The 24738-nt window shown below is 64.7% G+C and carries 27 protein-coding genes; 15 read left to right on the top strand and 12 right to left on the bottom strand.

Annotation, left to right across the window (positions count from 1 at the left end; all coding sequences use genetic code 11):
• Positions 1-26 precede the first annotated feature (26 nt).
• The 4 genes from WFP39_RS05500 (at position 27) to WFP39_RS05485 (ending at position 4836) form a co-directional block, all read left to right on the top strand.
• Positions 27-1322: an FAD-dependent oxidoreductase gene (locus tag WFP39_RS05500; RefSeq protein WP_336918196.1), complete on the top strand. Its 1296-nt coding sequence runs from the start codon at positions 27-29 to the stop codon at positions 1320-1322.
• On the top strand, positions 1319-1762 hold the full coding sequence (locus WFP39_RS05495; protein ID WP_336918195.1) for a c-type cytochrome: 444 nt from the start codon (positions 1319-1321) through the stop codon (positions 1760-1762). Before WFP39_RS05500 ends, WFP39_RS05495 begins: the two co-directional genes overlap by 4 nt.
• 522 nt (positions 1763-2284) lie before the next feature.
• Positions 2285-3904, top strand: a complete 1620-nt coding sequence (locus WFP39_RS05490; protein ID WP_336918193.1) for an ATP-binding response regulator — start codon at positions 2285-2287, stop codon at positions 3902-3904.
• Positions 3901-4836, top strand: a complete 936-nt coding sequence (locus WFP39_RS05485; protein WP_336918192.1) for a DNA-binding response regulator — start codon at positions 3901-3903, stop codon at positions 4834-4836. The genes WFP39_RS05490 and WFP39_RS05485 overlap by 4 nt, the downstream gene beginning before the upstream one ends.
• Before the next feature lie 70 nt (positions 4837-4906).
• Here the strand turns inward: WFP39_RS05485 and WFP39_RS05480 are convergent, their stop codons facing one another.
• A complete protein-coding gene (locus WFP39_RS05480; RefSeq protein WP_336918191.1) occupies positions 4907-5242 on the bottom strand; it encodes a UrcA family protein in 336 nt (111 codons plus the stop codon).
• A 534-nt stretch (positions 5243-5776) separates the two neighbouring features.
• The gene (locus tag WFP39_RS05475) at positions 5777-6313 is read right to left on the bottom strand and encodes a Rid family hydrolase (RefSeq protein ID WP_336918190.1); all 537 of its coding nucleotides are present in this window, start codon (positions 6311-6313) and stop codon (positions 5777-5779) included.
• A gap of 319 nt (positions 6314-6632) precedes the next feature.
• Here WFP39_RS05475 and WFP39_RS05470 point away from each other — a divergent pair, with 319 nt between their 5' ends.
• The 3 genes from WFP39_RS05470 to WFP39_RS05460 all read left to right on the top strand — a co-directional run bounded on the left by WFP39_RS05470 (position 6633) and on the right by WFP39_RS05460 (position 10303).
• Entirely contained in the window at positions 6633-9260 is a 2628-nt protein-coding gene (locus WFP39_RS05470) for a TonB-dependent receptor plug domain-containing protein (RefSeq protein ID WP_336918189.1), read from the top strand.
• A 73-nt stretch (positions 9261-9333) separates the two neighbouring features.
• The gene (locus WFP39_RS05465; RefSeq protein ID WP_336918188.1) at positions 9334-9828 is read left to right on the top strand and encodes a Rid family hydrolase; all 495 of its coding nucleotides are present in this window, start codon (positions 9334-9336) and stop codon (positions 9826-9828) included.
• A gap of 301 nt (positions 9829-10129) precedes the next feature.
• A complete protein-coding gene (locus WFP39_RS05460; protein WP_336918187.1) occupies positions 10130-10303 on the top strand; it encodes a hypothetical protein in 174 nt (57 codons plus the stop codon).
• Positions 10304-10372: 69 nt separating this feature from the next.
• Here WFP39_RS05460 and WFP39_RS05455 read toward each other — a convergent pair whose 3' ends face one another.
• Complete coding sequence (locus WFP39_RS05455) at positions 10373-10795, bottom strand: c-type cytochrome (RefSeq protein WP_336918186.1); 423 nt, start codon at positions 10793-10795, stop codon at positions 10373-10375.
• 13 nt (positions 10796-10808) lie between these two features.
• Positions 10809-12401, bottom strand: coding sequence for a flavin monoamine oxidase family protein (locus WFP39_RS05450; RefSeq protein WP_336918184.1), 1593 nt, complete (start codon positions 12399-12401; stop codon positions 10809-10811).
• Between the two features lie 178 nt (positions 12402-12579).
• Between WFP39_RS05450 and WFP39_RS05445 the strand changes: the two genes are divergently transcribed.
• A complete protein-coding gene (locus tag WFP39_RS05445) occupies positions 12580-12732 on the top strand; it encodes a hypothetical protein (protein ID WP_336918183.1) in 153 nt (50 codons plus the stop codon).
• A gap of 22 nt (positions 12733-12754) precedes the next feature.
• Here the strand turns inward: WFP39_RS05445 and WFP39_RS05440 are convergent, their stop codons facing one another.
• Positions 12755-13318, bottom strand: a complete 564-nt coding sequence (locus tag WFP39_RS05440; RefSeq protein ID WP_336918182.1) for a TlpA family protein disulfide reductase — start codon at positions 13316-13318, stop codon at positions 12755-12757.
• Between the two features lie 67 nt (positions 13319-13385).
• On the opposite strand from WFP39_RS05440, the gene argH reads away from it, so the two are divergent.
• The 7 genes from argH to WFP39_RS05405 all read left to right on the top strand — a co-directional run bounded on the left by argH (position 13386) and on the right by WFP39_RS05405 (position 19201).
• Positions 13386-14762, top strand: coding sequence for an argininosuccinate lyase (gene argH / locus WFP39_RS05435; protein ID WP_336918365.1), 1377 nt, complete (start codon positions 13386-13388; stop codon positions 14760-14762).
• Positions 14759-14998 carry a hypothetical protein gene (locus WFP39_RS05430; RefSeq protein ID WP_336918181.1) on the top strand — a complete coding sequence of 80 codons (240 nt, stop codon included), beginning with the start codon at positions 14759-14761 and terminating at the stop codon, positions 14996-14998. The genes argH and WFP39_RS05430 overlap by 4 nt, the downstream gene beginning before the upstream one ends.
• 11 nt (positions 14999-15009) lie before the next feature.
• Entirely contained in the window at positions 15010-16275 is a 1266-nt protein-coding gene (gene lysA, locus WFP39_RS05425) for a diaminopimelate decarboxylase (protein ID WP_336918179.1), read from the top strand.
• A 7-nt stretch (positions 16276-16282) separates the two neighbouring features.
• Positions 16283-17092, top strand: a complete 810-nt coding sequence (locus WFP39_RS05420) for a precorrin-2 dehydrogenase/sirohydrochlorin ferrochelatase family protein (RefSeq protein ID WP_336918177.1) — start codon at positions 16283-16285, stop codon at positions 17090-17092.
• A 74-nt stretch (positions 17093-17166) separates the two neighbouring features.
• A complete protein-coding gene (locus tag WFP39_RS05415) occupies positions 17167-17334 on the top strand; it encodes a hypothetical protein (protein ID WP_336918176.1) in 168 nt (55 codons plus the stop codon).
• Positions 17335-17348: 14 nt separating this feature from the next.
• Positions 17349-18302 (top strand): hypothetical protein, encoded by a 954-nt coding sequence (locus WFP39_RS05410; protein WP_336918174.1) that lies wholly within the window; start codon positions 17349-17351, stop codon positions 18300-18302.
• Positions 18302-19201, top strand: a complete 900-nt coding sequence (locus WFP39_RS05405) for a transposase (RefSeq protein ID WP_336918173.1) — start codon at positions 18302-18304, stop codon at positions 19199-19201. Before WFP39_RS05410 ends, WFP39_RS05405 begins: the two co-directional genes overlap by 1 nt.
• On the opposite strand, the gene ruvX is transcribed toward WFP39_RS05405, so the two are convergent.
• The 7 genes from ruvX to pyrE are packed head-to-tail and all read right to left on the bottom strand — an operon-like array spanning position 19198 to position 24620.
• A complete protein-coding gene (gene ruvX, locus WFP39_RS05400; RefSeq protein WP_336918172.1) occupies positions 19198-19680 on the bottom strand; it encodes a Holliday junction resolvase RuvX in 483 nt (160 codons plus the stop codon). The genes WFP39_RS05405 and ruvX overlap by 4 nt on opposite strands.
• A gap of 10 nt (positions 19681-19690) precedes the next feature.
• Complete coding sequence (locus WFP39_RS05395; RefSeq protein ID WP_336918171.1) at positions 19691-20863, bottom strand: DUF3089 domain-containing protein; 1173 nt, start codon at positions 20861-20863, stop codon at positions 19691-19693.
• The gene (locus WFP39_RS05390) at positions 20856-21983 is read right to left on the bottom strand and encodes an AI-2E family transporter (protein WP_336918170.1); all 1128 of its coding nucleotides are present in this window, start codon (positions 21981-21983) and stop codon (positions 20856-20858) included. Before WFP39_RS05390 ends, WFP39_RS05395 begins: the two co-directional genes overlap by 8 nt.
• Positions 21980-22888, bottom strand: a complete 909-nt coding sequence (gene lepB, locus WFP39_RS05385; protein ID WP_336918169.1) for a signal peptidase I — start codon at positions 22886-22888, stop codon at positions 21980-21982. Before lepB ends, WFP39_RS05390 begins: the two co-directional genes overlap by 4 nt.
• On the bottom strand, positions 22885-23286 hold the full coding sequence (gene acpS, locus WFP39_RS05380) for a holo-ACP synthase (RefSeq protein WP_336918167.1): 402 nt from the start codon (positions 23284-23286) through the stop codon (positions 22885-22887). The genes lepB and acpS overlap by 4 nt, the downstream gene beginning before the upstream one ends.
• 9 nt (positions 23287-23295) lie before the next feature.
• On the bottom strand, positions 23296-24033 hold the full coding sequence (locus WFP39_RS05375) for a pyridoxine 5'-phosphate synthase (protein ID WP_336918166.1): 738 nt from the start codon (positions 24031-24033) through the stop codon (positions 23296-23298).
• 5 nt (positions 24034-24038) lie between these two features.
• Positions 24039-24620: an orotate phosphoribosyltransferase gene (gene pyrE / locus WFP39_RS05370; protein ID WP_336918165.1), complete on the bottom strand. Its 582-nt coding sequence runs from the start codon at positions 24618-24620 to the stop codon at positions 24039-24041.
• Positions 24621-24738 lie beyond the last annotated feature (118 nt).

Here is a 24738-nt window from a genome sequence, read left to right as displayed (position 1 = left end):
TGGGTGATGCAAAGGAAGGCGCCGCTTTGCCCCGTAGCGAACTCATCCCCAGCCATCTCGCCCCTGTAAAGGCGCTTTATCCTGCAAACCGGCGCGGTTTCATGGGCGGGGCTTTGGGGCTGGCCGGCGCGATGGCGCTTCCGCCTCTTTTGGCGCGACCGGCGCGGGCGCAGGGCCTGCTCGCCCCCGCACTGGTGCCCATGCGGCTTTCCCCGGATCAGCTTGTCGATATGAAGTGCTGCCTTCGCCCCTTGCGGGCAGCCGGTCCGAACCTGTCGACCGAGACGGTGGGCCGCAAGCTGGTGGTGCACAATTACGGGCACGGCGGCAGCGGCTGGTCGCTGTCCTGGGGATCGGCCGAAGTGGCGGTGGGCAAGGCGCTGTCAGTGCTGCCCAGCCGCATTGCGGTGATCGGCTGCGGCATTATCGGCCTGACCAGCGCCATCATGGCGCAGCGCGCCGGGCTGCATGTGACGATCTATGCCCGCGAATTGCTGCCGCGCACCCGCTCGTTCCGCGCCAGCGGATCGTTCACCCCCAGCGCGCGTGTGGCGCTGGAAGGGCCGGCAGGGCCGCAGTTCGGCGACCTATGGGAACAGATGGCCCGCTTTTCATGGAAGATGTTTCGCACCCTGTTGGGCCTGCCGGGCAAACCGGTGGAGTTCAGCGATTCCTATGCCGTGTCGGACGAGCCGATTACGCGCCGTGTCTGGCCGGTCGATCCTGCCATCACCGAAAGCTACGAAACATCGGGGCTGCCGCGCCAGAACGCCGAATTTGCGCGGCTGGATTCGCGTATCCGCGACATAGTTCCGCAGGCGGTGCCGCTGCTGCCCGAAGAAAATCCCTTTCCCACACCATTCGCCACGCGCACCTCGCAGATGCATTTCAACTTTCCCGCTTATGCGCAGCTGCTGATGGACGAATTCTTCGCCCGCGGCGGCCGCTATGTCATGCGCAGTTTCCATGCCCCGTCTGCGCTGGCGGAGCTGCCCGAAGATGTGATCATCCACGCCACCGGCTATGCCGCACGCGATCTGTGGGGTGATCGCAGCGTGATACCCGTGCGCGGGCAAACCGGTTGGCTGGTGCCCCAGCCAGAGGCGAATTACGCCCTGCGCTTCCGCAACATGTCGGCGCTGTCCAAGGCGGACGGTATCGTCATCATGAACAACAACCCGGATTTGGGTGACATGCTGGGGGTGGGCGAAAGTATGGAACTTCCCCAACGCGAACCCCTGCTGGAAGCGATGGCGACGCTGGCCGGCGTGTTTGCGGGGACCTATGCAAGCCCGGCCCAGGCGGCAGGAGCGGGCGCATGACGCGGCCGGGCGCGCGCAAGGTGGCCATGTTTCTTGGCGCAAGCCTGTTGGCGAGCGCCGGGGCAGGCGGCGTGGCGGCGCAGGGGCGCGGCACGGCGGCGGGAATGTATACCAGTGCGCAGGCCGATGCGGGCGGGCGCCTCTATGCCATCCATTGCGCAATGTGCCACGGGGCAGGCTTGCAGGGCACTGTCGAAGTGCCGCCGCTGACGGGGCGCTTTGTCGCCAATTGGGGTGGGCGGCCGTTGGGCGAATTGTTCCATTATCTGTCGCGCGCCATGCCGCAGCACGCACCCGGCGCCCTTTCTGCTGCTGATAACGCGAACATACTGGCGTTTCTCTTGCGCACCAACGGAGCCCCTGTGGGCGGGCGGGAACTTCCATCCGAAGCCACCCAGTTGGAGCGAATCCGGTTTGATGCCATCCAGCCGGCACCCTGATCGGGTCCGGGCATGAGGGCGGGGGGCAGCCTTGGGCCCGATGGGTGAGGAAATTTCCGAGCTTGTTGCTGCAATGCAACACGGTTTGTGAGGCTTGCGACCTGTTTGCGCCAGGCCTTTTTGCCTGAGCGACCGTTGCGCTGTTGGCGCCTGTCCATCATTTTACGGCCGTAAAACAATACAATAGGCGGCATTTCTATGGCCTGTGGTGCCGGGCTTGCCGATCAGGCCGGGCGTTGCGGGGTGTCCTGCTGTCATGCCTGTAACAAGCTGTCGCAAATTTTGCATTGCAGCACATTTTTGCTAGCAATGGTGCAGTCGCACAATCGGCATCGGAGCTTTTGGAGTGGAACCCTGTTCTGCGGTCCATGTCCTGTATGCATTGCCGCCCTTCGCGTTCGGCGGCAGGGCAAAGAACGCGACCCAAGGGCAGGCACGGTGAGCAATACGGCGGTATCCCCTGCGCTTTCCGCCGAAGCATCCTCTCCTTCCGGCGGGAAAGATGCCGGGCAGACTCTCCACATGTTGACTACGGATCGGGCAGCGGCGCTCGCGCTCAGCCTGATCCTTCTGGCCACTCTCGTCGAGGCGGCCCTGCTGGCTTCCGACATTGCGACGGGTGGAGACCATCGGCCGTTCCACATCGTCACGTTGGTTGTTCTGCTGGTGATCCTGCTGTGCGGGCTTGCCAGCTTCGCATTCTTGCGCCGCCGCATTGCCGCGCTGCTTGACCTGTCCGCCCGGCTGGAGGCGGCGCTGCGCGCCCGGCAGGCGGCGGAAGCGGCGAACAGGGCCAAGGTCCGTTATCTCGCCAATGTCAGCCACGAGATCCGTTCGCCGCTCAACGCGATTTACGGCTATGCCCAATTGCTGGAAAGCCAAGGCGATGTCGATCCGGTGCAGGCCGCGCGCGTGATCCGTCGCTGCACCGAACACATTACCAGCCTGACCGAGAGCCTGCTGGACATCACCCAGCTGGAAAACGGGATGCTGCGCTTGCGGCACGAACCGGTGAACCTGCCCGATTTCCTCGACCAGATCGGCTGGATGATGCGCCCTGCCGCGCAGGCCAAGGGGATTGGCTTTGCGATCGAGGTGGGTTCGCGCCTGCCTGAAACGGTGCGCACCGACCCCGGACGGCTGCGGCAGGCGCTGCTCAACATTATCGGCAATGCGATCAAATATACCGACAGCGGATCGGTTACGCTGAAGATGACCTATCGCGGCCAGATCGCCACCTTCGAAATCCGGGATACCGGCCCCGGAATCTCGCCGGAAGATCAGCTGCGCATCTTCGACCCCTACGAACAGGTGGGCGAATTGTCGGGTTCCATGCTCGAAAGCGGCGTGGGACTGGGATTGCCCATCACCAAGGCCATTATCGAGATCATGGGCGGCAAGCTGGAGCTGGAAAGCGCGCCGGGTCGGGGCAGTGTCTTCCGCATAACCTTGATGTTGGCCGAACCCGCCAATGCACTGGTGCCGGACGTGACCAACCGCCGCATCACCGGCTATCAGGGGCCGCGCCGGAAGGTTCTGGTGGTCGATGACGAGGCGGATCAGCGCGCCATGCTGAAGCAGTTTCTGGGCGAATGCGGGTTCGACGTGGTCACAGCTCCCAATGGCGAAGCCGCGATTGCCGAGGTGCAGGCGGGGGCGTTCGATCTGGTGCTGCTCGATATCACGATGCCCGGCCTTTCGGGATGGGAAACCGCGGCGCGCATCCGCGAAATGGCCGGGCGGCAGGTGCAGATATGCATGGCATCGGGCAATGTGCAGGAATTCCACCGCCCGCAGACCGACAAGCCCACGCACGATCATTTCTTCATCAAGCCCTATCGCCTCAGCGAGCTGGCGGAAACGATCGGCGCGCTGATGGGCCTCTCGTGGAAATGGGAAAGCACCGGGCCGGAAAGCGAAGAGGCCGCCGGGCAACGCAGTGGCGGTCTGCCCCGCAAGGCCATGCCGCATGTCGAGCGGCTGCGCGAACTGGTCCAGATCGGCCATGTGCGCGGAATTGAAACCGAAATCGGCCTGCTCGCGACGGCGGCGCCCCAACATGGAAAGCTGGTGACGGCCTTGTATGCCGCGCTCGATCAATTCGATCTCGCCGGCTTACTGCGTTTGCTGGAGGAAGCATGAGCAAGACCCTGCCCGGACATGGCGAAACCGTTCTGGTAATCGATGACGAGCCTGGAACCCTCTCGGTCATTACCGCCAGCCTGGAGGCCGCCGGGATCAGCGTGCTGGTTGCGACGTCGGGCGAGGACGGGTTGCGGCTGCTCGACCATATCCTGCCCGATCTGGTCATTGTCGATGCCAAGATGCCCGGCATGGATGGCTTTGCCACCACGCGAAAGATCAAGCAGTCGCCCACCCACGCGCAGGTGCCGGTCATCTTCATGACCGGGCTGACCGAAAGCGAGCATGTGGTCGAAGCCCTGCAGGCGGGCGGGGTGGATTACCTGCGCAAGCCGGTCAATCTCGATGAATTGCTGGCGCGTGTGCGTGTGCAGATCGCGCAAGGGCGCGCGGCGCAGGCCAGCCTCACCAGTCTGGACGCCACGGGCCGGTTGATGCTGGCCACCGATGCTGCGGGCAAGATGCTGTGGTGCACACCGCGGGCAGAGGAGGCGCTGGTGCAGGCCCTGCCCGGCTGGCAGCGCGGCACGCCCTTTCCCGATGTGCTGCGCGCCGCGATCGAGCGGCTGCTGGTGCGCGGGAGTGCGGGTGTAGGGGCGAGCGTGTCGCTGCGCCCGGCCGATACCGGCGGCACGGGCACGCTCGAATTGGTGTTGGTCGCCCGCTACCGCCGCGACGAGATGCTGATCCGCCTCAACGTGGTGGATGCTGCGCGCGATGCCGAAATCCTGGCCGAACGGCTGGGCCTGACCGCGCGCGAGGCGCAGGTGCTTTTATGGGTCAGTTACGGCAAATCGAGTGCCGATATCAGCGAAGTGCTGGGGATTTCCCCGCGTACGGTGCAGAAGCATCTCGAACACCTCTACATCAAGCTGGGCGTTGAAACCCGTTCGGCCGCAGCCGCCGTGGCGGTGCGGGCCATGGAAGCCTGACACGATAACGGCCGGAGCAGCGCGATGCTGCCCGGCCGTAATGCGTCTCCTGTCGGGAAGGGGTGTGACCTTATTCCACGCCCACGAAGCGACGGTCGTTCTGCGTGGCGCGCGCGGCCAGACGGGTCACCGTGGGTTCAAGCGTGGCAGCCATTTCGCGGCGGCACTTGAAGTCGGGCTTCATGTCGGCACCAAGGCGGTCGCCCGGATTGCAGATGGCTTCGATCTGACGCTCGACCGAGCGGCGGAACTGGGCCACGGCGACCGGATCTGCAAAATCGACACCAGCCGTATCGACCTGCACGGTCACCGTTTCGCGGTTGCTCTGGGTATTCTCGTTGGCGCTGGCGGTGCCGCTCAGCGCCAGGATGCCGGCAGCAGCAGCTGCAATGGCAATCTTCATCATGTCGTACTCTCCTGGAACATCGATTCTGATTTTTGCGGAGTGTTTTCTTCGATCTGTCGGGCTCTTTTCGGCAGATTTGCCTGTTCCGGCCCGTCAAGCGTTCTCGCTGCGCTTGAGCGGCAGATATGCCTCGATGGGGCGTTGTGCAAGCGGAAAAGGGCACGAAAACCGCAGAATACTGCGATTTTCATGCTGCAATTGCGATGCGGCATTGCCGCAATTTTCTGTCACATCCCGGTCATCTGCGCGATGATACCGTGTATCATTGAAAATATTCGAAATGCAGAATCAAGAAATATCGAAAATGATATCCGATTTTGCCAGAAACGTTTACGAAAATAAAAGCAGAGTCAGAATACAATCAGAATGTTGAATAGATTATACTAATAGATACTTCTCTCCTTGCCGGCCTTGCCTGCTGCCGCCGGCGGAATGTTGGCCGGTAATCAGATAATGCGACGGCGTATCGCCTTCTTGCCAGCTAGAGCGGCCGGGACGGGGCTGTGCTGCATTGCAAAAACGCTTGCGCCAAGCTCAATCCGATCCCTGCGGCGCGCGTGCCGCGATCGCGTCAATCTCGATGAGGAAATACGGGCCGACCAGTCCCGCCACCTCGAAAGTCGAACGGGCCGTGGTGTTCGGATTCGCCTCGGTGCCGAAGAATTCGCGGAAACCCGCATTCATGCCGGCAAAGTCCATCGCCCCGATGCGCGGGTCGGCCTTCACGAACACGTTCAGCTTGACCACATCGGCCATGGTGAAGCCTTCGGTGGCCAGCACATCCTCGATCCGGGCCAGCGTGCTGATCGTCTGCTGCCGTGTGTCGCCCATCTGATCCAGCGATGTCACCTCGCTCATCGGCATTGCGGGATCGAGCGGGGTGGGGAGTTGGCCGGAAACATACATCACATCCGCCCCGGCATTCACGCGTGCGGCTTCCAGGATGATCGCGGCAGGGTTGCGCTTGATCCGGGTAATCTCGCCCTGCGCCAGTGCGGGGGCAGGCAGGGCCACCGCGAGGGAAATGGCGGCAAACAGGGCATTTTTGCCGAGCAGGACCGGTCCGGGCATCGCGCAGAATCTCCAACATTTGCCACTACGCGCCACAATGCGCGCCGACGCGAAAAGCGCCGGGCTGGCGATGGCTTGGCCTAGCATTGGAGGGCTGCGCACAAGGCTACGCACATCGGCGTATGTCACGATCCGTCACAAAACGGTCAATTGGATGGGCCGGGTCAACGAATCCGGTCCGACCGCCGATACGCATGAGGGGGGTCGTTCGCACAGGCAGGCCGGGGCCGGGGTTTCGCACAGGCGAACGCCGGCTGCCCGGACCAGTCCTGAAAATGGGGATTAGCGGAGAGGGCATAACAATTACGGGGGCCACTCCATGTCGCATGCTTTGCAATCGTCTGCCATCTTCCTTCTCGCCACCACCGCCCTTTCGGCGCCGGTGATGGCGCAAACCTCCACCGACGAGACTGTCGCAACACCCGCCAGCAGCGAAGTCATCATCGTGACCGGCACGCGCGCCAGCGGCCAGGTCGCGGCGCAGTCCGCCGCACCGATCCAGCTTCTGTCGGAAGATGCGCTGACGCGCGTGGGCCAGCCCAACCTCAACCAGGCGCTGACGCAGCTTGTGCCGTCCTTCCAGGCGCAGACGCAGGGCACCGACATGGCGAGCTTCTCGCTCTCGGCGCGACTGCGCGGCCTCAGCCCCAACCACACGCTGGTGATGGTCAACGGCAAGCGCCGCCACGGCAACTCGATCCTTCAGGTGATCAACGGCGCATTCGGCGGTTCGGCCGCGCCCAGCATCGACCTGATCCCGCCGGACATCGTGGAGCGTATCGAAATCCTCCAGGACGGCGCCGCCGCCGTGTACGGGTCTGACGCGATCGCGGGCGTGATCAACATCATCCTGAAGAGCGATACCTCTGGCGGCACGATCCGCGCCACCACCGGCCAGTATTACGATGGCGAAGGCACGACCTATAGCGCCAGCGGCAATATCGGCATGGAAGTGGGCGATTCGGGCTTTCTCGACATCTCGCTGTTTCACCGCCGCAACGACTGGACGACGATTGGCGATGGCCAGATTTCGGTCGTCAACCTGAACGGGACAATCAATTCGGCAGTGTCCCCTGCCTTCCGTCCGATCTACCAGGCGCTGGCAGACAGCCGCGGCACCGCCGGGATCAATGGCGGTCAGCCGGCGTCCAAGCTGCATATCGGCTTCTACAATTTCGGCTACGAATTCGACGATTTCGAAGTCTATTCATTCGGCAACGTGTCCTACCGTGCGGGCGATGCCTTGCAAGGTTACCGCGTGCCGACCCGTCTGTGCCGCAACCCGGTGACAGCCACGGCGCAGACCACCGATCCGACCAATTGCTTCGGCAATACGGCGCAAACCGGCATGGTTCCGCACATTGAGGTGTTCCAGAACGAATTTTCCCTGACCGGCGGTGTGCGCGGGCAGACGGGTGATGGCTGGAACTGGGATCTGTCGGGCACCTATGCCGAGGATATCGCGCAGGTCTACACCACCAATTCGGCCAACGCCTCGCTGTTCGTGGCGACGGGCTTCTCTCCCACCGAGTTCTATGATGGCGGGTTCCAGTTCAACCAGTTCGTCGGCACGGTCGATATCGACAAGGAGTTCGATATTGGTCTGGCCGAGCCGATGACCGTTGCCTTCGGCGGCGAATACCGCAATGAATCCTACGAAATCTTCCAGGGTGATGCGGCTTCGCTCTTTGTCGAGGGCGGCCAGTCCTTCCCCGGCTATTCGGCCACTGACGCAGGCAAGATCGACCGCAGCGCGTGGGCGCTTTACACCAACTTCATCCTTTACCCGGTGGAAGAGTGGACGGTGGACATTGCCGGTCGCTATGAAAAATACAGCGACTTTGGCGATGCGCTGATCGGCAAGCTGACCACGCGTTACGATTTCAGCGATGCCTTTGCGCTGCGCGCCACGGTCAGCACGGGTTTCCGCGCGCCGACGCTTGCGGAATCGGGCTATTCAGCGACCAATGTGGGCCCGACGAGCGCCGTGCTGCAACTGGCGCCCAGCTCGCCGGGTGCAGCCAGCGCCGGGTTTGGCGCTCTGGGGCCGGAAAAATCGTTGAACATTTCGGCAGGCACGGTGGTTCGCGCCATTCCGCGGCTGACCATGACGCTGGATGGGTATTTCATCCGCATCAAGGATCGCATTGTGTCCTCTGGCGAGATCCGGGGGCAGAACCAGCAGCCGGCCCCCACGCCGGGGACTCCGGTGCTGACGCCGCTGATTAACGGTCTGACGCCTTATCAGCTGGTGCTCAATGCAATCGCGGCCACCGGAAAGGATCTGGACCCGACAGTTCTGGCATCGGGTCAGCTGGGCATCCAGACCTTCACCAACGGCATCGATACCGAAACGATGGGCCTGGAATTTGCCGCGCGCTATCCGGTGGACCTGTCGTTCGGTTCGCTCGATCTGAACCTGGGCGCAAACTACAACGTGACGAAGGTCACCAATTCCGCCCGCCTCGGCAGCCTGTTCACGCAGACGGCAGAGGACATCATCGAGAACGCCAGCCCCGACTACAAGATCAATGTCGGCGCGCTGTTCGAAACCGGCGCGTTCAGCGCAAATCTGCGCATGAACTACTACGGCAAGGTCACCCAGCTGGTGCGGCCCAATGTCAACTCCACCGCGCCGCGTCCGATCCTCAATGCGGCAGGGGTGGGCGAGTTCTACCGCGCCGTGGTGGAAGCGACGCCCATCTTCGACCTGGAACTGGGTTATGACGCGACCGAATGGCTGAACCTGGCAATCGGTGCGAACAACCTTCTCGACAAGCGGCCCGAAATTCCGCCGCTGGTGGCTGATTACAATCCCGCCACATGGTCGCAGAACAACCGCTCGCCCTATATCAACAACTCCGGCGTCATCAACGCGCCGTATAACTTCGGGCCATACGGCACGAATGGCGGATATTACTACGCCCGCATGACGCTGAAATTCTGATCCCTCAGGCGGGCTGTCTTCGGGTAGCCCGCCACATTTTTTGCCTGATGCATAACAAGAAGAGGCCATGCCCATGACTGCCAAGATGTTTTCGCCCGCCCTCGCGTTCGCCTTGGCGGGCTTTGCCGTTTCCGCACCTGCGCACGCGCAGGAGATCGAGCGGACCTACAGCAGCCCGACCGCGACGATTGCCAGCACGGCCTCGGTTCCCGCAGGTGCCCGTCTGGTGTTCGTGTCGGGCACGGTTCCCGCCCCGCTTGATCCGGCAAACCCCAACGATCTGGGCGATACGCGCCAGCAGACCATTTCGGTTCTCGAACGGATCAAGGCCACGCTGGAAGCGCAGGGGCTGGGCCTTGGCGATCTGGTCAAGCTGACCGTCTTCCTTGTCGGCGTGCCCGAACTGGAAGGCCGCATGGATTCGGCGGCAATGAACGAAGTGTTCCGCACCTATTTCGGCACGCCCGAACAACCCAACCGGCCCACCCGCTCCACTATCCAGATAGCCGCGCTGGGCCGACCCGGCATGTATGTCGAGATTGAAGGGATCGCAGCGGTCGCACCCTGAATTTTTTATCCGATCCAATGATATGATCTAGATTCAGGGGGGGCGTATTGCCATGACAAGCGGGGATGCAGGCGGGCCGCGAGGCGGAACCACGCGCGCGAATTGCTGTCGATGATCGGCGCGATGGGCGGTGCGGCGGCGATGTATCAGGCGATGACCGCGCTGGGCCACGCAGCAGAAACGCAGTTTACCGGCCCGCTCGCCCTGTCGGGCGCGCCTCGCACGAAGTGCTGGCCGTGGGTTACCGTGGCGAGGCCCACGCGTTCAAGCAGACGGTGGATCGATCTGAGTAGCGTTCGGCGTGGCGCTGGCCACGGTGGTCACGGTGTATGTCGTGCCGCTGCTTTACCGCTGGCTAGCCCCGCGCACAGGATCGCCGCAGACTGTGGCGCGGCGTCTTCGCGGCCTGATCGACGCGCAGAAGGCGAAGCGCGCTGGCAACGCCGGCAGTGGCGCGCCGCAGCCGGCAGAGTAAGAAGACGCCGCCCCCGTTCGCGACAGGGGCGGCGCTCAAGTTTTCAGCAGGTGTGCCGGGCAAGAGCGTTCAGCGCAGCGCAGCGACTTCGGCGGGCGTCACCGCGTCGGTGTAGGAATTGCCGAAATTCGTGCGGATGTAATTGACCACATCGGCCACTTGCTCATCGGTCATCATATCGGCCATGGGCGGCATCCCGTTCATCCCCTTGACCACGACATACAGCGGATAGCCCTTGGCGATCATGCGCGGATTGTTTGCCAATGCGGGATAAAACCCCGCGCCCACCGCGCCTTCGCCTGCGTGCATGTGGCAGGCGGCGCAGATATTGGCATAGAGTGCCTCGCCGCCCAATTCGCTGAAGCCGCTGTGTGCGGCGGCGGTGGGGGCATCGGCATCGGCGCTGGTCTGCGCCCATGCGCCCGATCCCGCGCCCGCGATACTGGCCGCCAGGGCAAGACCTGCGGCTGCCAGAAAGAGCTTTCCGTTCATAATCAGATATTCCTTATGCGGACTGGATGCGCTGGTGGAGGCGGGTGACGGCATCGAGCGCAGAGGTGACCGCTCCCTCGATCCAGCCGCCGATGTAGGAGGCATGCTCGCCCGCCAGCACCACGCGGTTGTCGATCTGGCACAGATTGGAATAATGGCGCGCGCGCGTCTCTTCCGACCACATGCCGAAGCAGCCCTGCACGAAGGGCACGCGGTGCCAGCCCACCGAGATGCCGCTGACAAATTCCTCGTAGTATTGCGGGTGGATAACGGCGCCCATTTCCAGCGTGCGCCGGATGCGTTCCTCGGGCGAAAGCGCGGTCATCTCATAAGCGAACGACCCCCCTGAATAGGCCGCCAGCAGCACGCCGGGGCCGGAGGAGCCGTATTTGTCGCTGGGATAGGAGATCTGGCTGATCGGCAGATTGGTGCTGGTGATCCCGCCATAGATCTGTTCGTCTTGTTCCCAGAAGCGGCGCTTGAATTCCAGCCCCACTTTCAGGCTGGGACGGTAAGGCACGGCGCGGATGGCGGCGGACATATCCGGCCCGACATTGAGCGGAATCTGCGCCAGGATCGACAGCGGCAGGGTGCAGACGCAGTAATCGGCGGCCGCCGTCAGCTTCTCGCCCGTGCGCGTATCCTCATACTCGGCCACGACGCCCGCATCGCTTTGCCGGATCGCCGTGACCTTGGCGTTGTGGCGGACCAGATGGCCCACCGCGCGGCCAAACCCCGCCGCAATCCGGTCCATCCCGCCCACCGGCTGGAAGATCGCGTGCTGGTGTTCATTGGTCATATGCGTGGCGATATTGCGCCACAGGCCCGATTTGAGCACCGAAGACAGGTCCATCGGCTGTGAAGGGATGGGCTCTGCCGTCAACCCGCCGCCGGGCCCCTTGGCCCATCCGCGCCGGCCCGATGCGGCATTGCTGGCGACATAACGCATATTGCGATCCAGCGCGCCCCAGCTGCGCAGCGATTCGAGCAGGATCTCGGCATCCTCTGCTGTCACCGCGTCGCTCAGCGCGTTCTGCCGCACCGCCTTGGCCAGCAATTCGGCGACATGGCCGTAATAATCGGCCTGGATCGCCTTGTAGCGCTGCGGCTTGCCGTCAAACGCGTCGGTGTGGTGCAGATAGGCGTTGTAATTGTTCTGCTGGAACGGCTCCAGCGGCACGCCCAGTTCCTTGCAGTAATGGATCACCCCGCCATGTTCGGTCGGAATGCGCCACGGGCCGGGATTGAGGTAATTGCCATCGGAAAAGGTGCAGTGCTGGGTCGCGCCGCCCAGTTCGGTATAGCTGTCCCCGCCGCGCAGCGACCAGCAGCGCCCGCCGACCCGCGCATTGTATTCGAGCACCTGCACCTGATAGCCGGCGCGGGTCAGTTCCAGCGCCGCGACCATTCCGGCAATCCCTGCGCCCAGGATCAGCACCGATTTTCCGGTGCCGCCGCCTTGCAGGTTGATCGGGCCTGTGAAGGTGGAAGCGTGCGCCTGCCCCAGCGGGGCCATGGCCATCAGCATCGCGCCGGCGCCGGCGGATTTGCCGATCATCGAGAGGAGATCGCGCTTGGTCATCGGGATTTGCGGTAATTCGGCCATGGTCGCCTCTGCTGTGGGCGAAACCTGCGATGCCTTGTGTGCAAGGGAACCTGTTGCGCCCGGTTCTTGGCGCCGGTGATCCGCCTCCACGCGGCGCAAGGGGATACGCCGAACAGCGTATTGGGCGCAGGCCCCCGCGCGTTAGTCTGCCGCTATCGTAGCAACTGGAGACCAAGCGATGCGCGGCGTTGTCCTGTTTTCCACCAGCGTGGCTCTGGCGGTCCCCGCGATCATGTGGCCTCCGCGCCCGGTGCGCGCCGAAACGCTCGATAGCGTGCCTTGTGTGGTGCAGGTGGTCAATGCGGCCCAAATTGGCGAAGTAATGGGCTGACACGCCCGCAATCGCGGCGGGATCAGCGTCCTGCCGCAGCGCTCTCCGCCAGCCCCTCGGCAATCAGGGCGCGCGCATCCTCGCTGCTCCAATCATAGGCGCCCATCATGCGCCACACTTCGCGCCCCTCAGCATCATACAGCACGGTCAGCGGCAGCACCGCCCCGCCGCCGAATTTGAAGGCGAGGTCATTGGCCGGGTCCATCCAGCGCGGCAGGTTGCGGTATCCGTGCCGTTCAAAGAAAGGCACCACCGCCTCGGCCCCGTTCATGTCCTCGCTCACCGTCAGCACGCGCACCTGCCCTGCAAGATCGCCCGCCAGATCATCCAGCAGAGGCATTTCCGCCACGCAGGGCGCGCACCATGTGGCCCAGAGGTTGAGCAGCACCGGCTGGCCCGTCGCTTCCGCCAGCTTCAGCGTGGTGCCATCGGGGTCGGTCAAGGTCACATCAGGCAGCGCATCGCCGGCAAAGCTGCGTTCGAGAATACCGGTGAATTCATGCGCGGCGGTTTCCGCAGCAACTTCTTCCCCGCCTTGCGCCGCATCGCTCGCCCCGGTATCGCAGCCCGCCAGTGCCCCTGCCATCAGGCAGGCGACGGCAAGTCTAGCGGAACGGTGTGTGATCTTGAGCAAGGGTAATTCCTCCAACGCGATGTGGGGCGGGCGGTTCGCCGAAGGGCCATCCGCCATCATGCGCGAGATTAATGCCTCGATCCCGTTCGACAAGGCCCTGTGGCGGCAGGATATCGCGGCAAGCTGCGCGCATGTGCGCATGTTGGCCGCCTGCGGGATCGTCAGCGATGCGGATGCGGCGGCGATCCTGCACGGGCTGGAGCAGATCGCAGGCGAATACGAGGCGAACGGGGTGCCCGAAAACTGGGACCTTGAAGACATCCACATGACCACCGAAAGCCGCCTTGCCGAACTGATTGGCCCGGCAGCAGGGCGGTTGCATACGGCGCGCAGCCGTAACGATCAGGTGGCGACCGATTTCCGCCTGTGGGTGCGCGACGCGATTGATCAGGCAGACGCGGGGCTGAAAGCGCTGCAAGGCGCGCTGCTGGCACAGGCAGGCACGCACGCGGCCAGCATCATGCCCGGCTTCACCCACTTGCAGACCGCGCAGCCGGTGACTTTGGGCCACCACCTGATGGCCTATTACGAAATGATCCGGCGCGACCGGAGCCGCTTTGCCGATGCGCGCCGCCGCCTCAATGTCTCGCCGCTGGGCAGCGCGGCGCTGGCGGGAACGGGCTTTCCCATCGACCGGCAGATGACGGCGGCGGCGCTGGGGTTCGATGCGCCGATGCGCAACAGCCTCGATGGCGTGTCGGACCGCGACTTTGCGCTCGATTACCTGCAGGCCGCCGCGCAGTGCAGCCTGCATCTGTCGCGGCTGGCGGAAGAATTCGTGATCTGGGCCAGCCAGCCCTTCGGCTTTGTGCGCATGGCCGATAGCCTCTCCACCGGCTCCTCGATCATGCCGCAGAAGAAGAACCCCGACGCCGCCGAATTGGTGCGCGGCCATGCCGGGCGCATTGTCGGCTGCCTCACCAGCCTGATGGTGACGATGAAAGGCCTGCCGCTCGCCTATTCGAAGGACATGCAGGACGACAAGCCGCCCGTTTTCGAGGCGGCCAATCTGCTCGGCCTGTCGATCGCGGCGATGACCGGGATGGTGGAAGGCAGCACCTTCCGCACCGAACGGATGCGGCAGGCGGCGGAACTGGGCTACGCCACTGCTACTGATCTTGCCGACTGGCTGGTGCGGCAGGCGAATATTCCTTTCCGCGAGGCGCACCATATCACGGGTGCGGCGGTGAAACTGGCGGAAAGCCGGGGCCTGGCGCTCGTTGAATTGCCGCTGGCCGATTTGCAGGCGATTGACGCGCGGATTGACGAGCGGGTGTTTGCCGCCTTGTCGGTGGAGGCATCGGTCGCCGCGCGCGCCAGCTATGGCGGCACCGCGCCCGACCAGGTGCGCGCCCGCGTGGCCGAAGCGCTGGCAGAACTGGAGGGCGGAGAATGAAACGCGCCGCCGCGATCATGCTGGCCCTGACGCTCGCTTCTTGCGGGCGCATCGGCGACCTCGTGCCGCCCGAAGGTGCCAGCCTGCCGCCTGCACCCTATGGTGCCAGCGAACCGCCCGATGCCGCGCGCCTGCTCCGCAGCGAGCCGACCGCCGTGCCCGAACGCAGCGTCGAATTGCGGCGCGAATCCGAAGAACGCGAGGACGATCCCTTCGATCTCCCGCCTGAAGGCTGAACGAACACCCGATGGATCATTTCCAGTTGAAGAACGGCGAATTGCACGCCGAAGATGTGCCGATGAGCCGCATTGCCGAGCAATTCGGCACGCCGGTCTATATCTATTCGCGCGCCACGCTGGAGAGGCACGCGCGCGTGTTCCGTGAAGCGCTGGCAGGGTTGGACAAGCCTGCGCACATCGCCTTTGCGGTCAAATCCAATCCCAACCTTGCCGTGCTGCGCGTGATGCGCCGCGAAGGCTATGGGGCAGATGTGGTGTCGGGCGGCGAAATGGCGCGTGCGCTGACCGCCGGAATGCCCGCCAGCGACATCGTGTTTTCGGGCGTCGGCAAGACCGAGGCGGAGCTGGTGATGGGCCTCGAAAAGGGCATCGGCCAGTTCAACATCGAAAGCGAGGAGGAGGGGCTGGAGCTGGCCGAACTCGCCGCCGCGCGCGGCCTTCGCGCCCCCTGCGCCCTGCGCGTGAACCCGGACATTGATGCCGGCACGCACGAGAAGATTTCGACCGGCAAGGCCGACAACAAGTTCGGCGTGCCGATCGACATGGCGGTGGCGATGTATCAGCGCCTTGCCGCGCTGCCCGGCCTCGATATGCGCGGGCTGGCGGTGCATATCGGCAGCCAGCTGTCCGATCTGCGCCCACTGGAACTTGCGTTCGAGAAAGTCGGCGCGCTGATGCAGCAAATTCGCGGGTCCGGGGGCACGGTGACGCATGTGGACCTCGGCGGCGGGCTTGGCGTGCCCTACCGCGCGGGCGAAGTGATGCCGAGCCCGGCGGAATACGGCCACATGGTCGCCCGCGTGACCAAGGGCTGGGATGTGACCTTGATGTTCGAGCCAGGCCGCGTGATAGCGGGCAATGCGGGCGTCCTCCTCACCCGCGTGGTGCGGGTAAAGCGCAACGGCAACCGCGTACCTTTCGTGATTGTCGATGCGGCGATGAACGATCTGGCGCGTCCTGCCTTGTATGGTTCGTGGCACGATTTTGACGCGGTAAAGCCGCAGGGCACCCGCATGGTGGCCAATATCGTCGGGCCGATTTGCGAGACGGGCGATACCTTCGCCCGCGACCGCGAGACCGATGCGCTCGAACGCGGCGATCTGGCGGTGTTCCGCACCGCAGGCGCCTATGGCGCGACGATGGCCAGCTCCTACAATTCGCGCGGCTTCGTGGCCGAGGTGATGGTGGATGGGGACAAGGTGGCGAGCGTTGCCGACCGCATCCTTCCCGCCGAAATCACCGCGGCCGAACGCGTCCCCGAATGGCTCGATTGACCGGCCTATGAGAAGCCTGCCGCTGTTCCACCGCCTGACCGGACAGCCGGTGGTGGTGCTGGGCGAAGGGCCGATGGCCGAGCCCAAGCGGCGACTGGTCGAACGCGCCGGGGCCGAGGTGATCGACGATCTGGCCGAAGGGGTGGATCGCGGCGCGCGGCTTGCCTTCATCGCGCATGAAAGCGCGGCCATGTGCGAGGCGGATGCGATCCGCGCGCGCGGGGCGGGGCTGCTGGTGAATGTGGTGGACCGTCCCGACCTGTGCGATTTCACCACGCCCAGCATCCTTGATCGCGATCCGGTTCTGCTGGCGGTGGGCACCGATGGCGCATCGGCAGGGCTGGCCAAGCAATTGCGGCTGCGGCTGGAGGCGCTGCTTCCGGCGGATCTGGGCGATCTGGCGCTGCGGCTGGGGCAGGCGCGCGGCGCGATAAAGGCACGCTGGCCGGTGATGGCGGACAGGCGGCAGGCGCTTGACCGGGCGCTCACCAACGGTGGCCCGCTCGATCCTTTGCGCGCAGGTGCCGCCGCGCGGATCGACGATTGGCTGGTGGGCGCGGCGGACGATTCGGTGAAGGGACGGATTGAGATCATGCTCGCCAGCACCGATCCTGAGGAAATGACTTTGCGTGCCGCGCGCCTGCTGGGAAGCGCGGATGCCGTGCTCCACGATCCTGCAATTCCGGCGGCCATTCTCGACCGCGCGCGCGCCGATGCCGCGCGCCATCCGCTGCCCTTCTGCGGCGAAGAACCCGAAGGACTGGTGGTCGTGCTCCGGCTCGATCCGGCGGCGCCGGGGCCGATTACAATCTCTTAATTTCAAACGCTGTCCGCGCCGCGTCACATTCTCCCCGGCCGGGAAACGCCCGACCGCAAGAGGAGAATGCACCAATGAAATTTCTGCCCAATATCGATCTGGCGAGCCTGCCGGAACTGACAAATCTGATCGGCGTGTTCGGTTCCGGCCGCACCCCCAATCCCGGCCATGACGACCGGATCGTGATGATCGCGACGATTGTCTATGAAGCCAATGGCGGCGGTGGTGGCGGCCTGATCTGAGCGGGCGGCTGGCGATGCGCGTTCACCCCGCAATCGCGGCGCTGCGGAGCGACCGGGCTCCGCAGCGCCACGCCCAGGCCGCGATGACGGCCGCGCTCGATGGCTGGCGGGCCGAGCCGGAAGCGGCAAGGGTGCTGGCCCAGTTCAAGCAATTCGGCGGCGGCGCCCGTCTGGAGGAATGTCCGGCGCTTGACGCCATGTTCACCGGGCAGGGCGCGGCAGAGGCGGCTATGGCCTCACTCGTCCGCCATTTCTGCGAAGGGATCGCGTCGCATCCGCTGGCGCATCCTCCGTTCCGCAACGGATTCGATGGCAAGGCATCCAGCCTGCTGCTTGCCCGTTCGGGCCGCGCCAGCCTGGTGCTCCAAGCGCGCGAGCCGGGCGCCTATGCCTATTCCAGCGTCACGTTTTTCGACGATCTGCGGTACGAGGCCGTGCTGGCCGGTCGGGCCGAGGCCGCGATCCTGCGTATTCACGGCCCGTTGGAACAGGTGCGCTTCACCGAAGAAGCGCTTGCGCTGGAAGGCGGTGTGCGACTGGGCCTTGCCTGCGCCAGCGAAGCAATGCGCGTGACGCATGTGGAGCGGCGGCTGGTGACGCTGAGCCTGGTGCAGGCGTCGGCCACGCCGAACCCCGCGCGCGAATATGACCGGGATACGGGGCGCCTGCTGCATCTGTCCGCCGGATCGCTCGCCACCAGCCGGCGCGAGATGATGGTGGCGCTGCTGGGCCGGATGCAGCGCCGCGATGCTGCTCCTGTGCTGGCCGGAATGGCGCTGCGCGAACACGACCGCGGCTTGCGCTGGCAGGCGCTGCGCGAATGTCTGGCGCTTGATACCGCGCAGGGCTTTGCCGCGCTGGCCCGCATTGCGCGCAATCCGGCGGACAACCTCTATGCCGAAGCGGCTGCGCTGCATGCGCGCCTGCTGGAAGACTACCCGCAACTTGGCGAAGTGGAGATTGCCTGATGCCCCGCGTGATCGAATGCGTGGACGATAGCCCTTGCGACCTTGGCGAGTGCATCGCCGGGCTGGATGCCAGCGGATTCGACCCGCTGGAGGAGGAAAGCCTGCTCCACGCCGCGCACTGGCTGCGGCGGCTGGGCAATAACCGCGATTTCCTGGCCGATATCATGCTGGTCGAATTGAAAGACGGGCCGGATGGGCAGGAGGATGCCAGCTCTTACGGAGCGCAGGTGGTGATGCTCTCGCCATTTCGCGAAGACTATTTCCTGCGCGCCAATTTCTGGCCCGGCCCCAACGACCATGTGTTCCGCGCGTCGGGCCGAACTGCCTTCAGCTATGAAGTGCCGCACGATCACAATTTCCATTTCCTGACGGTGGGCTATTTCGGGCCGGGCTATGCCTCGGACTATTACGAGTATGACTACGAGGCGGTGGCGGGCGTGATCGGGGAGAAGGCAGGGCTGCGTTTCGTGGAGCGCTCGACGCTCGATCCGGGCAAGCTGATGCACTACCGCGCGCATCTGGACGTGCATTCGCAATTGCCGCCCGAAAGCCTCTCGGTCAGCGTCAACATCATGCATTCGGGCGGCGCGCAGGGGTGGCTCGACCAATACGGCTTTGACGTGGAAAAGGACGAGATCACCCGCGTGCTCAGCCCCGGCTGCAACGAATTGTTCCTGCGTGTGGCGGTGGGTCTGGAGCATCCGCAAGCGCTCGATCTGGCGGAGACATTTGCGCGAAGCCATGTCAGCGAGCGTCTGCGGCTGGTTGCCCTGGAGGCGCAGGCGGGGATCATGGATCTGGCGGCGCGCGATGATCTGTGGCGGCGGGCGGAAAGCAATGGCAGCCGCCTGATCGCGGGCGAAGCCACACGCCGGCGACGGGAACTGGCCGAAGCCTAGAAAATCCCGCCCGCCAGCCGGTCAATCGCGCCTTGCAGGATCACCGCGGCGGCATGCGCATCAATCCGTTCGGCGCGCTTTGCCCGGCTGAAATCCTGCGCGATCATGTCGCGCTCGGCCGCGGCGGTGGACCAGCGTTCGTCCCACAGCAGGATCGGCAGGCCCAGAACCGCCAGATTGCGGGCAAAGGCGCGGCTGGCCTGCGCGCGCGGGCCGGAACTGCCATCCATGTTGAGCGGCAGGCCGATGACGATCCCTTTCACCCGGCGCGCAGCGGCAAGATCGGCCAGCACCGCCTTGTCGCGGGCAAACTTGCCGCGCGGCAGCGTGCTGGCGGGGGTGGCAAAACGCCAATCGGCATCGCACAGCGCCGTGCCGATGGTCTGCGTGCCCAGATCAAGGCCCAGCAGCGCGCCGCCTTCCTCAGGCAGCGCATCGCGAAATTCCATCGCGTTTTCGGTGACGAAGCCTGCGTCCATCACCCGGCTATCAACGGGCGGCAAAGGCACGCATCCGCCGCGTCACATCGGCGCGCAGATTGGCCCAGAACAGCGGAATGTCATAGCTGTGGTAATTATTGCCCGGCAGCACAAACGGCCCCATGCGCGGCGGATCGCCGATCAGCAGCAGGCCGGTGGCAGGATCACAACGCGCCGGAACCGCGCCCGCAATCAGCTCTCCGCTTTCCAGATTCGCATCGGGCACCAGCGTGCCGTAATTGCGCGAGATGTCGGCAACGCCGCCCATCGCGCCGGTGAGCGGATTGACGCAGAGGATGGGATCGCCGGCCCCGCGCGGCTGGCCGTCCGCGCCGGGTTCTGCCGCATAGCGGGTCATGAACTGGCCCGGCTCGGCAGGTTCGGCAAAGCTGGCATAGGCAAGGATGCAGCGCGTTTGCTGCGCATCGGCACAGGCAGGCAGGGGCAGAGCGGGAAGATCATGCGCCACCGATATCGGCCAGCCGATGGGATAGGCCATGGCAAGGCGCGGCTCCAGATCGGTGCCTGCCACCTTCTCGCGCAGCAAGCGGAGCAGATGCACCGACCCCTGGCTGTGCCCGGCGAGTACGAAAGGCGTATCGGCATCGAGGCTGGCTAGGAAGAAATCGAACGCCTGCGCGACATCGGCATAGGCCGCGTCGAGCGCCCTTTGCGCATCGTGCTGCGTGGTCACAAAGGCGCCGAAAGCGGCTTGCCGGTATCGCGGCGCCCAGATCTCGCTTGCCGGATTGAACGCGCTCGCCATGCCGCGCACGAAATTGCGGGCGAGGGTGGTCGCGCCTTCGTCGTCGAGCGGCGCGTTCCAGCGTTGCCCGCTGTAATAGCTGGTGGGGTGGATGAAGAATACGGCAAAGCGCGGCACTGGCCCCGCGGAGGTCGCAGCCGGGTCCTCGCTGGGAAGCGGGGTGGCGGCGGGAAGCGATTTTTCCGCGTCCACCGGCGGTTGCCAGCGCGCCGGATCGGCGGGGGCATCCATGCCGGGGCGCGAGAACCACATCGCCGGATCGGCATAGGCATTGTCCGCCAGCGCGCCCTGCACCTCGAACGGGGCGGAGGGCACCAGCACCAGCTCGGTCAGCCGCTCGCCATACAGGCGCAGCGCGAACAGCGCGGCAGCCGACAGCAAAATGCCCGCGACGATGATGTAGAGGAACTTACGCATCGCTGCTCTCCGCCAGCTCGCCCCCTGCCGCGTCGCCGGTTGCCTCGCCCTGCTCAGCCGTGTTCTTCTCCGCCCGGTGTTCCAGCGCCACCTTGATCATCGCCAGCAGCGGATCGGCCAGGAACAGGCCCAGCACGCCGAACAATATGCCCATGATCAGCTGCATCGCCAGCACCAGCGCGGGGGCGAGGTCGACCGTCTTCTTGGCGATCAGCGGGATCACCACATAGCCATCGAAGGTCTGAACCACGAAATAGACAAGGATCGTGTAGAGCCCCATCTCGTAGCCGCCGGAAAAGCCGACCAGCACCATCAGGATGCCCGAAATGAAGGCACCGATATTGGGGATGAAGGCCAGCAGGCCGGTGATGATGGAGAGCAGTGCCGCCATCGGCACGCCGTAGGCGGCCAGCATGATGTAGGTCAGGATGCCTTCGAACACCATGCCCACCAACCGCCCGAACATCAGGCGGCGCATGGTATAGGCCATGCGGCTGACCAGGATGTGAAAATCGGCGCGCTTCTTGGTCGCCAGCATCCAGGCCACGCCGCGTTCGTACAGGCGCGGTTCCAGCGCGACATAGACGCCAATGATGGCAATCAGCACGAGCGTGGTCAGCCCGCCCAGAATGCCGCCCAGCGCACGCGTCACCGTGCCAAAGCCGCTGACAGCCTGCCCGATCAGCCCCTGGATGCTGCTGATGTCGATCTGGAATCCCTGCTGGTCGAGCCAGGCAATCAGATTGAGTGATTGCGCCTCGATGATGGCGGGCAGTTGCGCGGCTTCGCGGCTGATCTGTGATCCGGCGAACATCGCGAGCCAGACCAGGAAGGCGACCGCACCCAGCAGCACGATGGCAATGCGCCAGACGCGCCCGATCGGCACCACCCGGCCCAGCAGCCGCGCCCCGCCGTCGATCATCGCGGCGAAAACCAGCGCGCCGAAAATCACCAGCAGGCTTTGCGAGATGTAGACCGCCAGAATGGTGAGGCTGACGAGCGCGATCCAGACCATTGCTCGCTGCGCTTCGTGCCGCAATTCCGGGCTGGCGATGCGCGTAGGGCTGGGGCCAAGCGTGCGGGGCATCTGTGTGTCCGGGTCAGAAGGTGTGGCACTCATTGCGCGGCTCCGTTTCCAGCAGCTTTTTGCGCCAGCGGCGGGCGCAGGCTGGTCAAGGCGCGATCAGGCCGGAGCGCACCCCACCATGTCAAGGGGTTGGCCGTGGCCCGCCCGTCGAGCGAGAAGGTAATGAATTCGGCCCGCCCGCCAATATCGGCCAGCGGCACGGGGCCGCCAAGCCCGTTGCCCCCGTCAACGGCGGATGGCGCGCGGCTGTCCGCCGAATGGTCGCGGTTGTCACCCATCAGGAAGACATGGCCTTCCGGCACGGTGATCTCGTCAAAATTGTCGAGGCCCTGCTCGCGGTGGTCGATGATGAGGTAGCTGGCCCCGTTGGGCAGCGTTTCGCGGTAAGTCGGCGGTTCGATCACTTCGCTTCCGTCCTCCAGCCGCACCCGGTATTCCTCGAACACGTCGAGGCACGGCCCGACTGCGCCCCAGCCATTGTCGCAGCTGTTCTGGTGCAAGGCGGGCAGGCGCACCGCCGGTTCGACCGCTTGCGGCACCGGCTCGCCGTTCAGGATGATGCGGCCATTGACCATGGCGATGCGGTCGCCCGGCAAGGCCACCACGCGTTTGATGTAATCCTCGGCCCGGTCGGGCGGCACCACGATCACGATATCGCCATATTCGGGCGTGGCAGGGGCGATGCGCCAATCGCCGCGCGGCAGCAGGTGGAAGCTGACTGAAACCCAGCTCCAGCCATAGGGGTATTTGCTCACCACCAGCCGGTCGCCCACCATCAGCGTTGGCAACATACTGGTGCTGGGGATGTAAAACGGCTTGGCGATGAAGGTGTGGAAAGCCAGCACGGCCAGAATCATCAGCGCCAGCCCGCGTATTTCGGCCAGCCAGTTGACGGGCGGCTTCGCATCCGCGCCGTTTTCGGTAGCCGGGCCGCTCATGCCGGATGCGCCTCCAGAATGACGAAGGCCTGCGCAAAGGGATGGTCGTCGGTCAGCGTCAGGTGGATCGTCACGCGGTGCCCCGGCGGTGTGAGTTCAGCCAGCCGCGCCGCCGCGCCGCCGGTCAGGTGCAGCGTGGGTGCGCCCGATGGGGTATTGACCACGCCGATATCCTTCATGAACACGCCGCGCTTGAATCCGGTTCCCACCGCCTTGCTGAACGCCTCTTTGGCGGCAAAGCGCTTGGCCAGCGTGCCCGGTTTGCTGAAGGGGCGGCGGTTCGCCTTGGCGCGTTCCACATCGGTGAACACGCGCGCCTCGAACCGCTCCCCATAGCGGGCGAGCGAATTGGCAATCCGGTCAATATTGCACAGGTCGGAACCGAGGCCGATGATCATGCCGCCACCTTAACGCGCCGCATCCATCAACTCGCGCATCCGCAGCACGGCATTTTCCAGCCCCACGAACACCGCCTCGCCAATAAGATAGTGCCCGATATTGAGTTCGGCGATCTGCGGAATCGCGGCGATCGGCTGGACATTCTCATATGTCAGGCCGTGGCCGGCATGCGGCTCGATCCCGTTCTTGACCGCGAGCGCGGCCATATCGGTCACGCGCTTCAATTCACGCGCCACCTTCTCGCGGTCGCCGTCGATCCAGGCATGCGCATATTCGCCGGTGTGAAACTCCACCACCGGCGCGCCAAGGCGCATCGCGGCTTCCAATTGCTTCTCGCTCGCCTCGATAAACAGGCTGACGCGGATGCCCGCATCGGCAAGGCGGGCGCAAATGGGGGCAAGCTGGTTGTGCAGGCCTGCGGCGTCCAGCCCGCCTTCGGTCGTGCGCTCCTCGCGCTTTTCGGGCACGATGCAGGCGGCGTGCGGTTTATGGGCCAGCGCAATGGCGAGCATCTCCTCGGTCGCGGCCATTTCGAGGTTCAGCGGCAGATCGGTCGCTTCCTGAATGCGGCGCAGATCCTCGTCGCGGATATGGCGGCGGTCTTCGCGCAAATGCGCGGTGATTCCATCGCCGCCCACGCGCGCCACGATTTCCGCCGCGCGCACTGGATCGGGATGATCCCCGCCGCGCGCATTGCGGATGGTGGCGACGTGGTCGATGTTCACGCCAAGGCGCAGTCGGCCCATGCGGCTCACTCCTTGCGGCTGCCGGGCTTGGTCACCGGAATGGCAGCCAGCGCGGCGGGCATTTCATCCTCCGCATAGGTCGGGAAATTGATTGCCACCAGCGGGTAGAAGGGCACGCCCAGATCGACCGATCCCGCGCTGCGATCGACCAGCGCGGCCTCGGCCACGATTTCGCCTCCCTCGGCGCGGACGCATTCCATGGCCTCGCGGCTGGAAAGCCCTGTTGTCACGACATCTTCCACCATCAGCACGCGCGCGCCGGCGGGAATGGCAAAGCCGCGCCGCAATTCGAATGTGCCGGTGGGGCGTTCGACGAAGATCGCGTCCTTGCCCAGCGCGCGGCCCATTTCGTGCCCGATAATGAGGCCGCCCATCGCAGGGGAGACGACCAGGTCGATCGACGAGCGCAGATCGCGCGGCAAGCGCTGCGCCAGCGCCAGCGCCAGGCGGCTGGCGCGTTCGGGGTTCATCAGCACGCGCGCGCATTGCAGGTAATGCGCGGAATGGCGGCCGGAGGACAGTTTGAAATGCCCTTCCAGCAGGGCATGGCAGCTGCGGAATTCGGCCAGCACCTCGTCTTCGGTCATGATTCGGATATCGCCTTTTCGGGTGGTAAAGCAGGGGTGCGAAGGCAAAGCGGACGAAAGCCCGCATCGCCTTCTGTGAAAAATCCTCCTAGAAGCGCTTGAGGCACGGGGCAAGCGG

The organism is Alteraurantiacibacter lauratis (genome assembly GCF_037154155.1).
GTDB lineage: Bacteria > Pseudomonadota > Alphaproteobacteria > Sphingomonadales > Sphingomonadaceae > Alteraurantiacibacter > Alteraurantiacibacter lauratis.
This window is presented reverse-complemented; position numbering and strand designations above follow the sequence as displayed.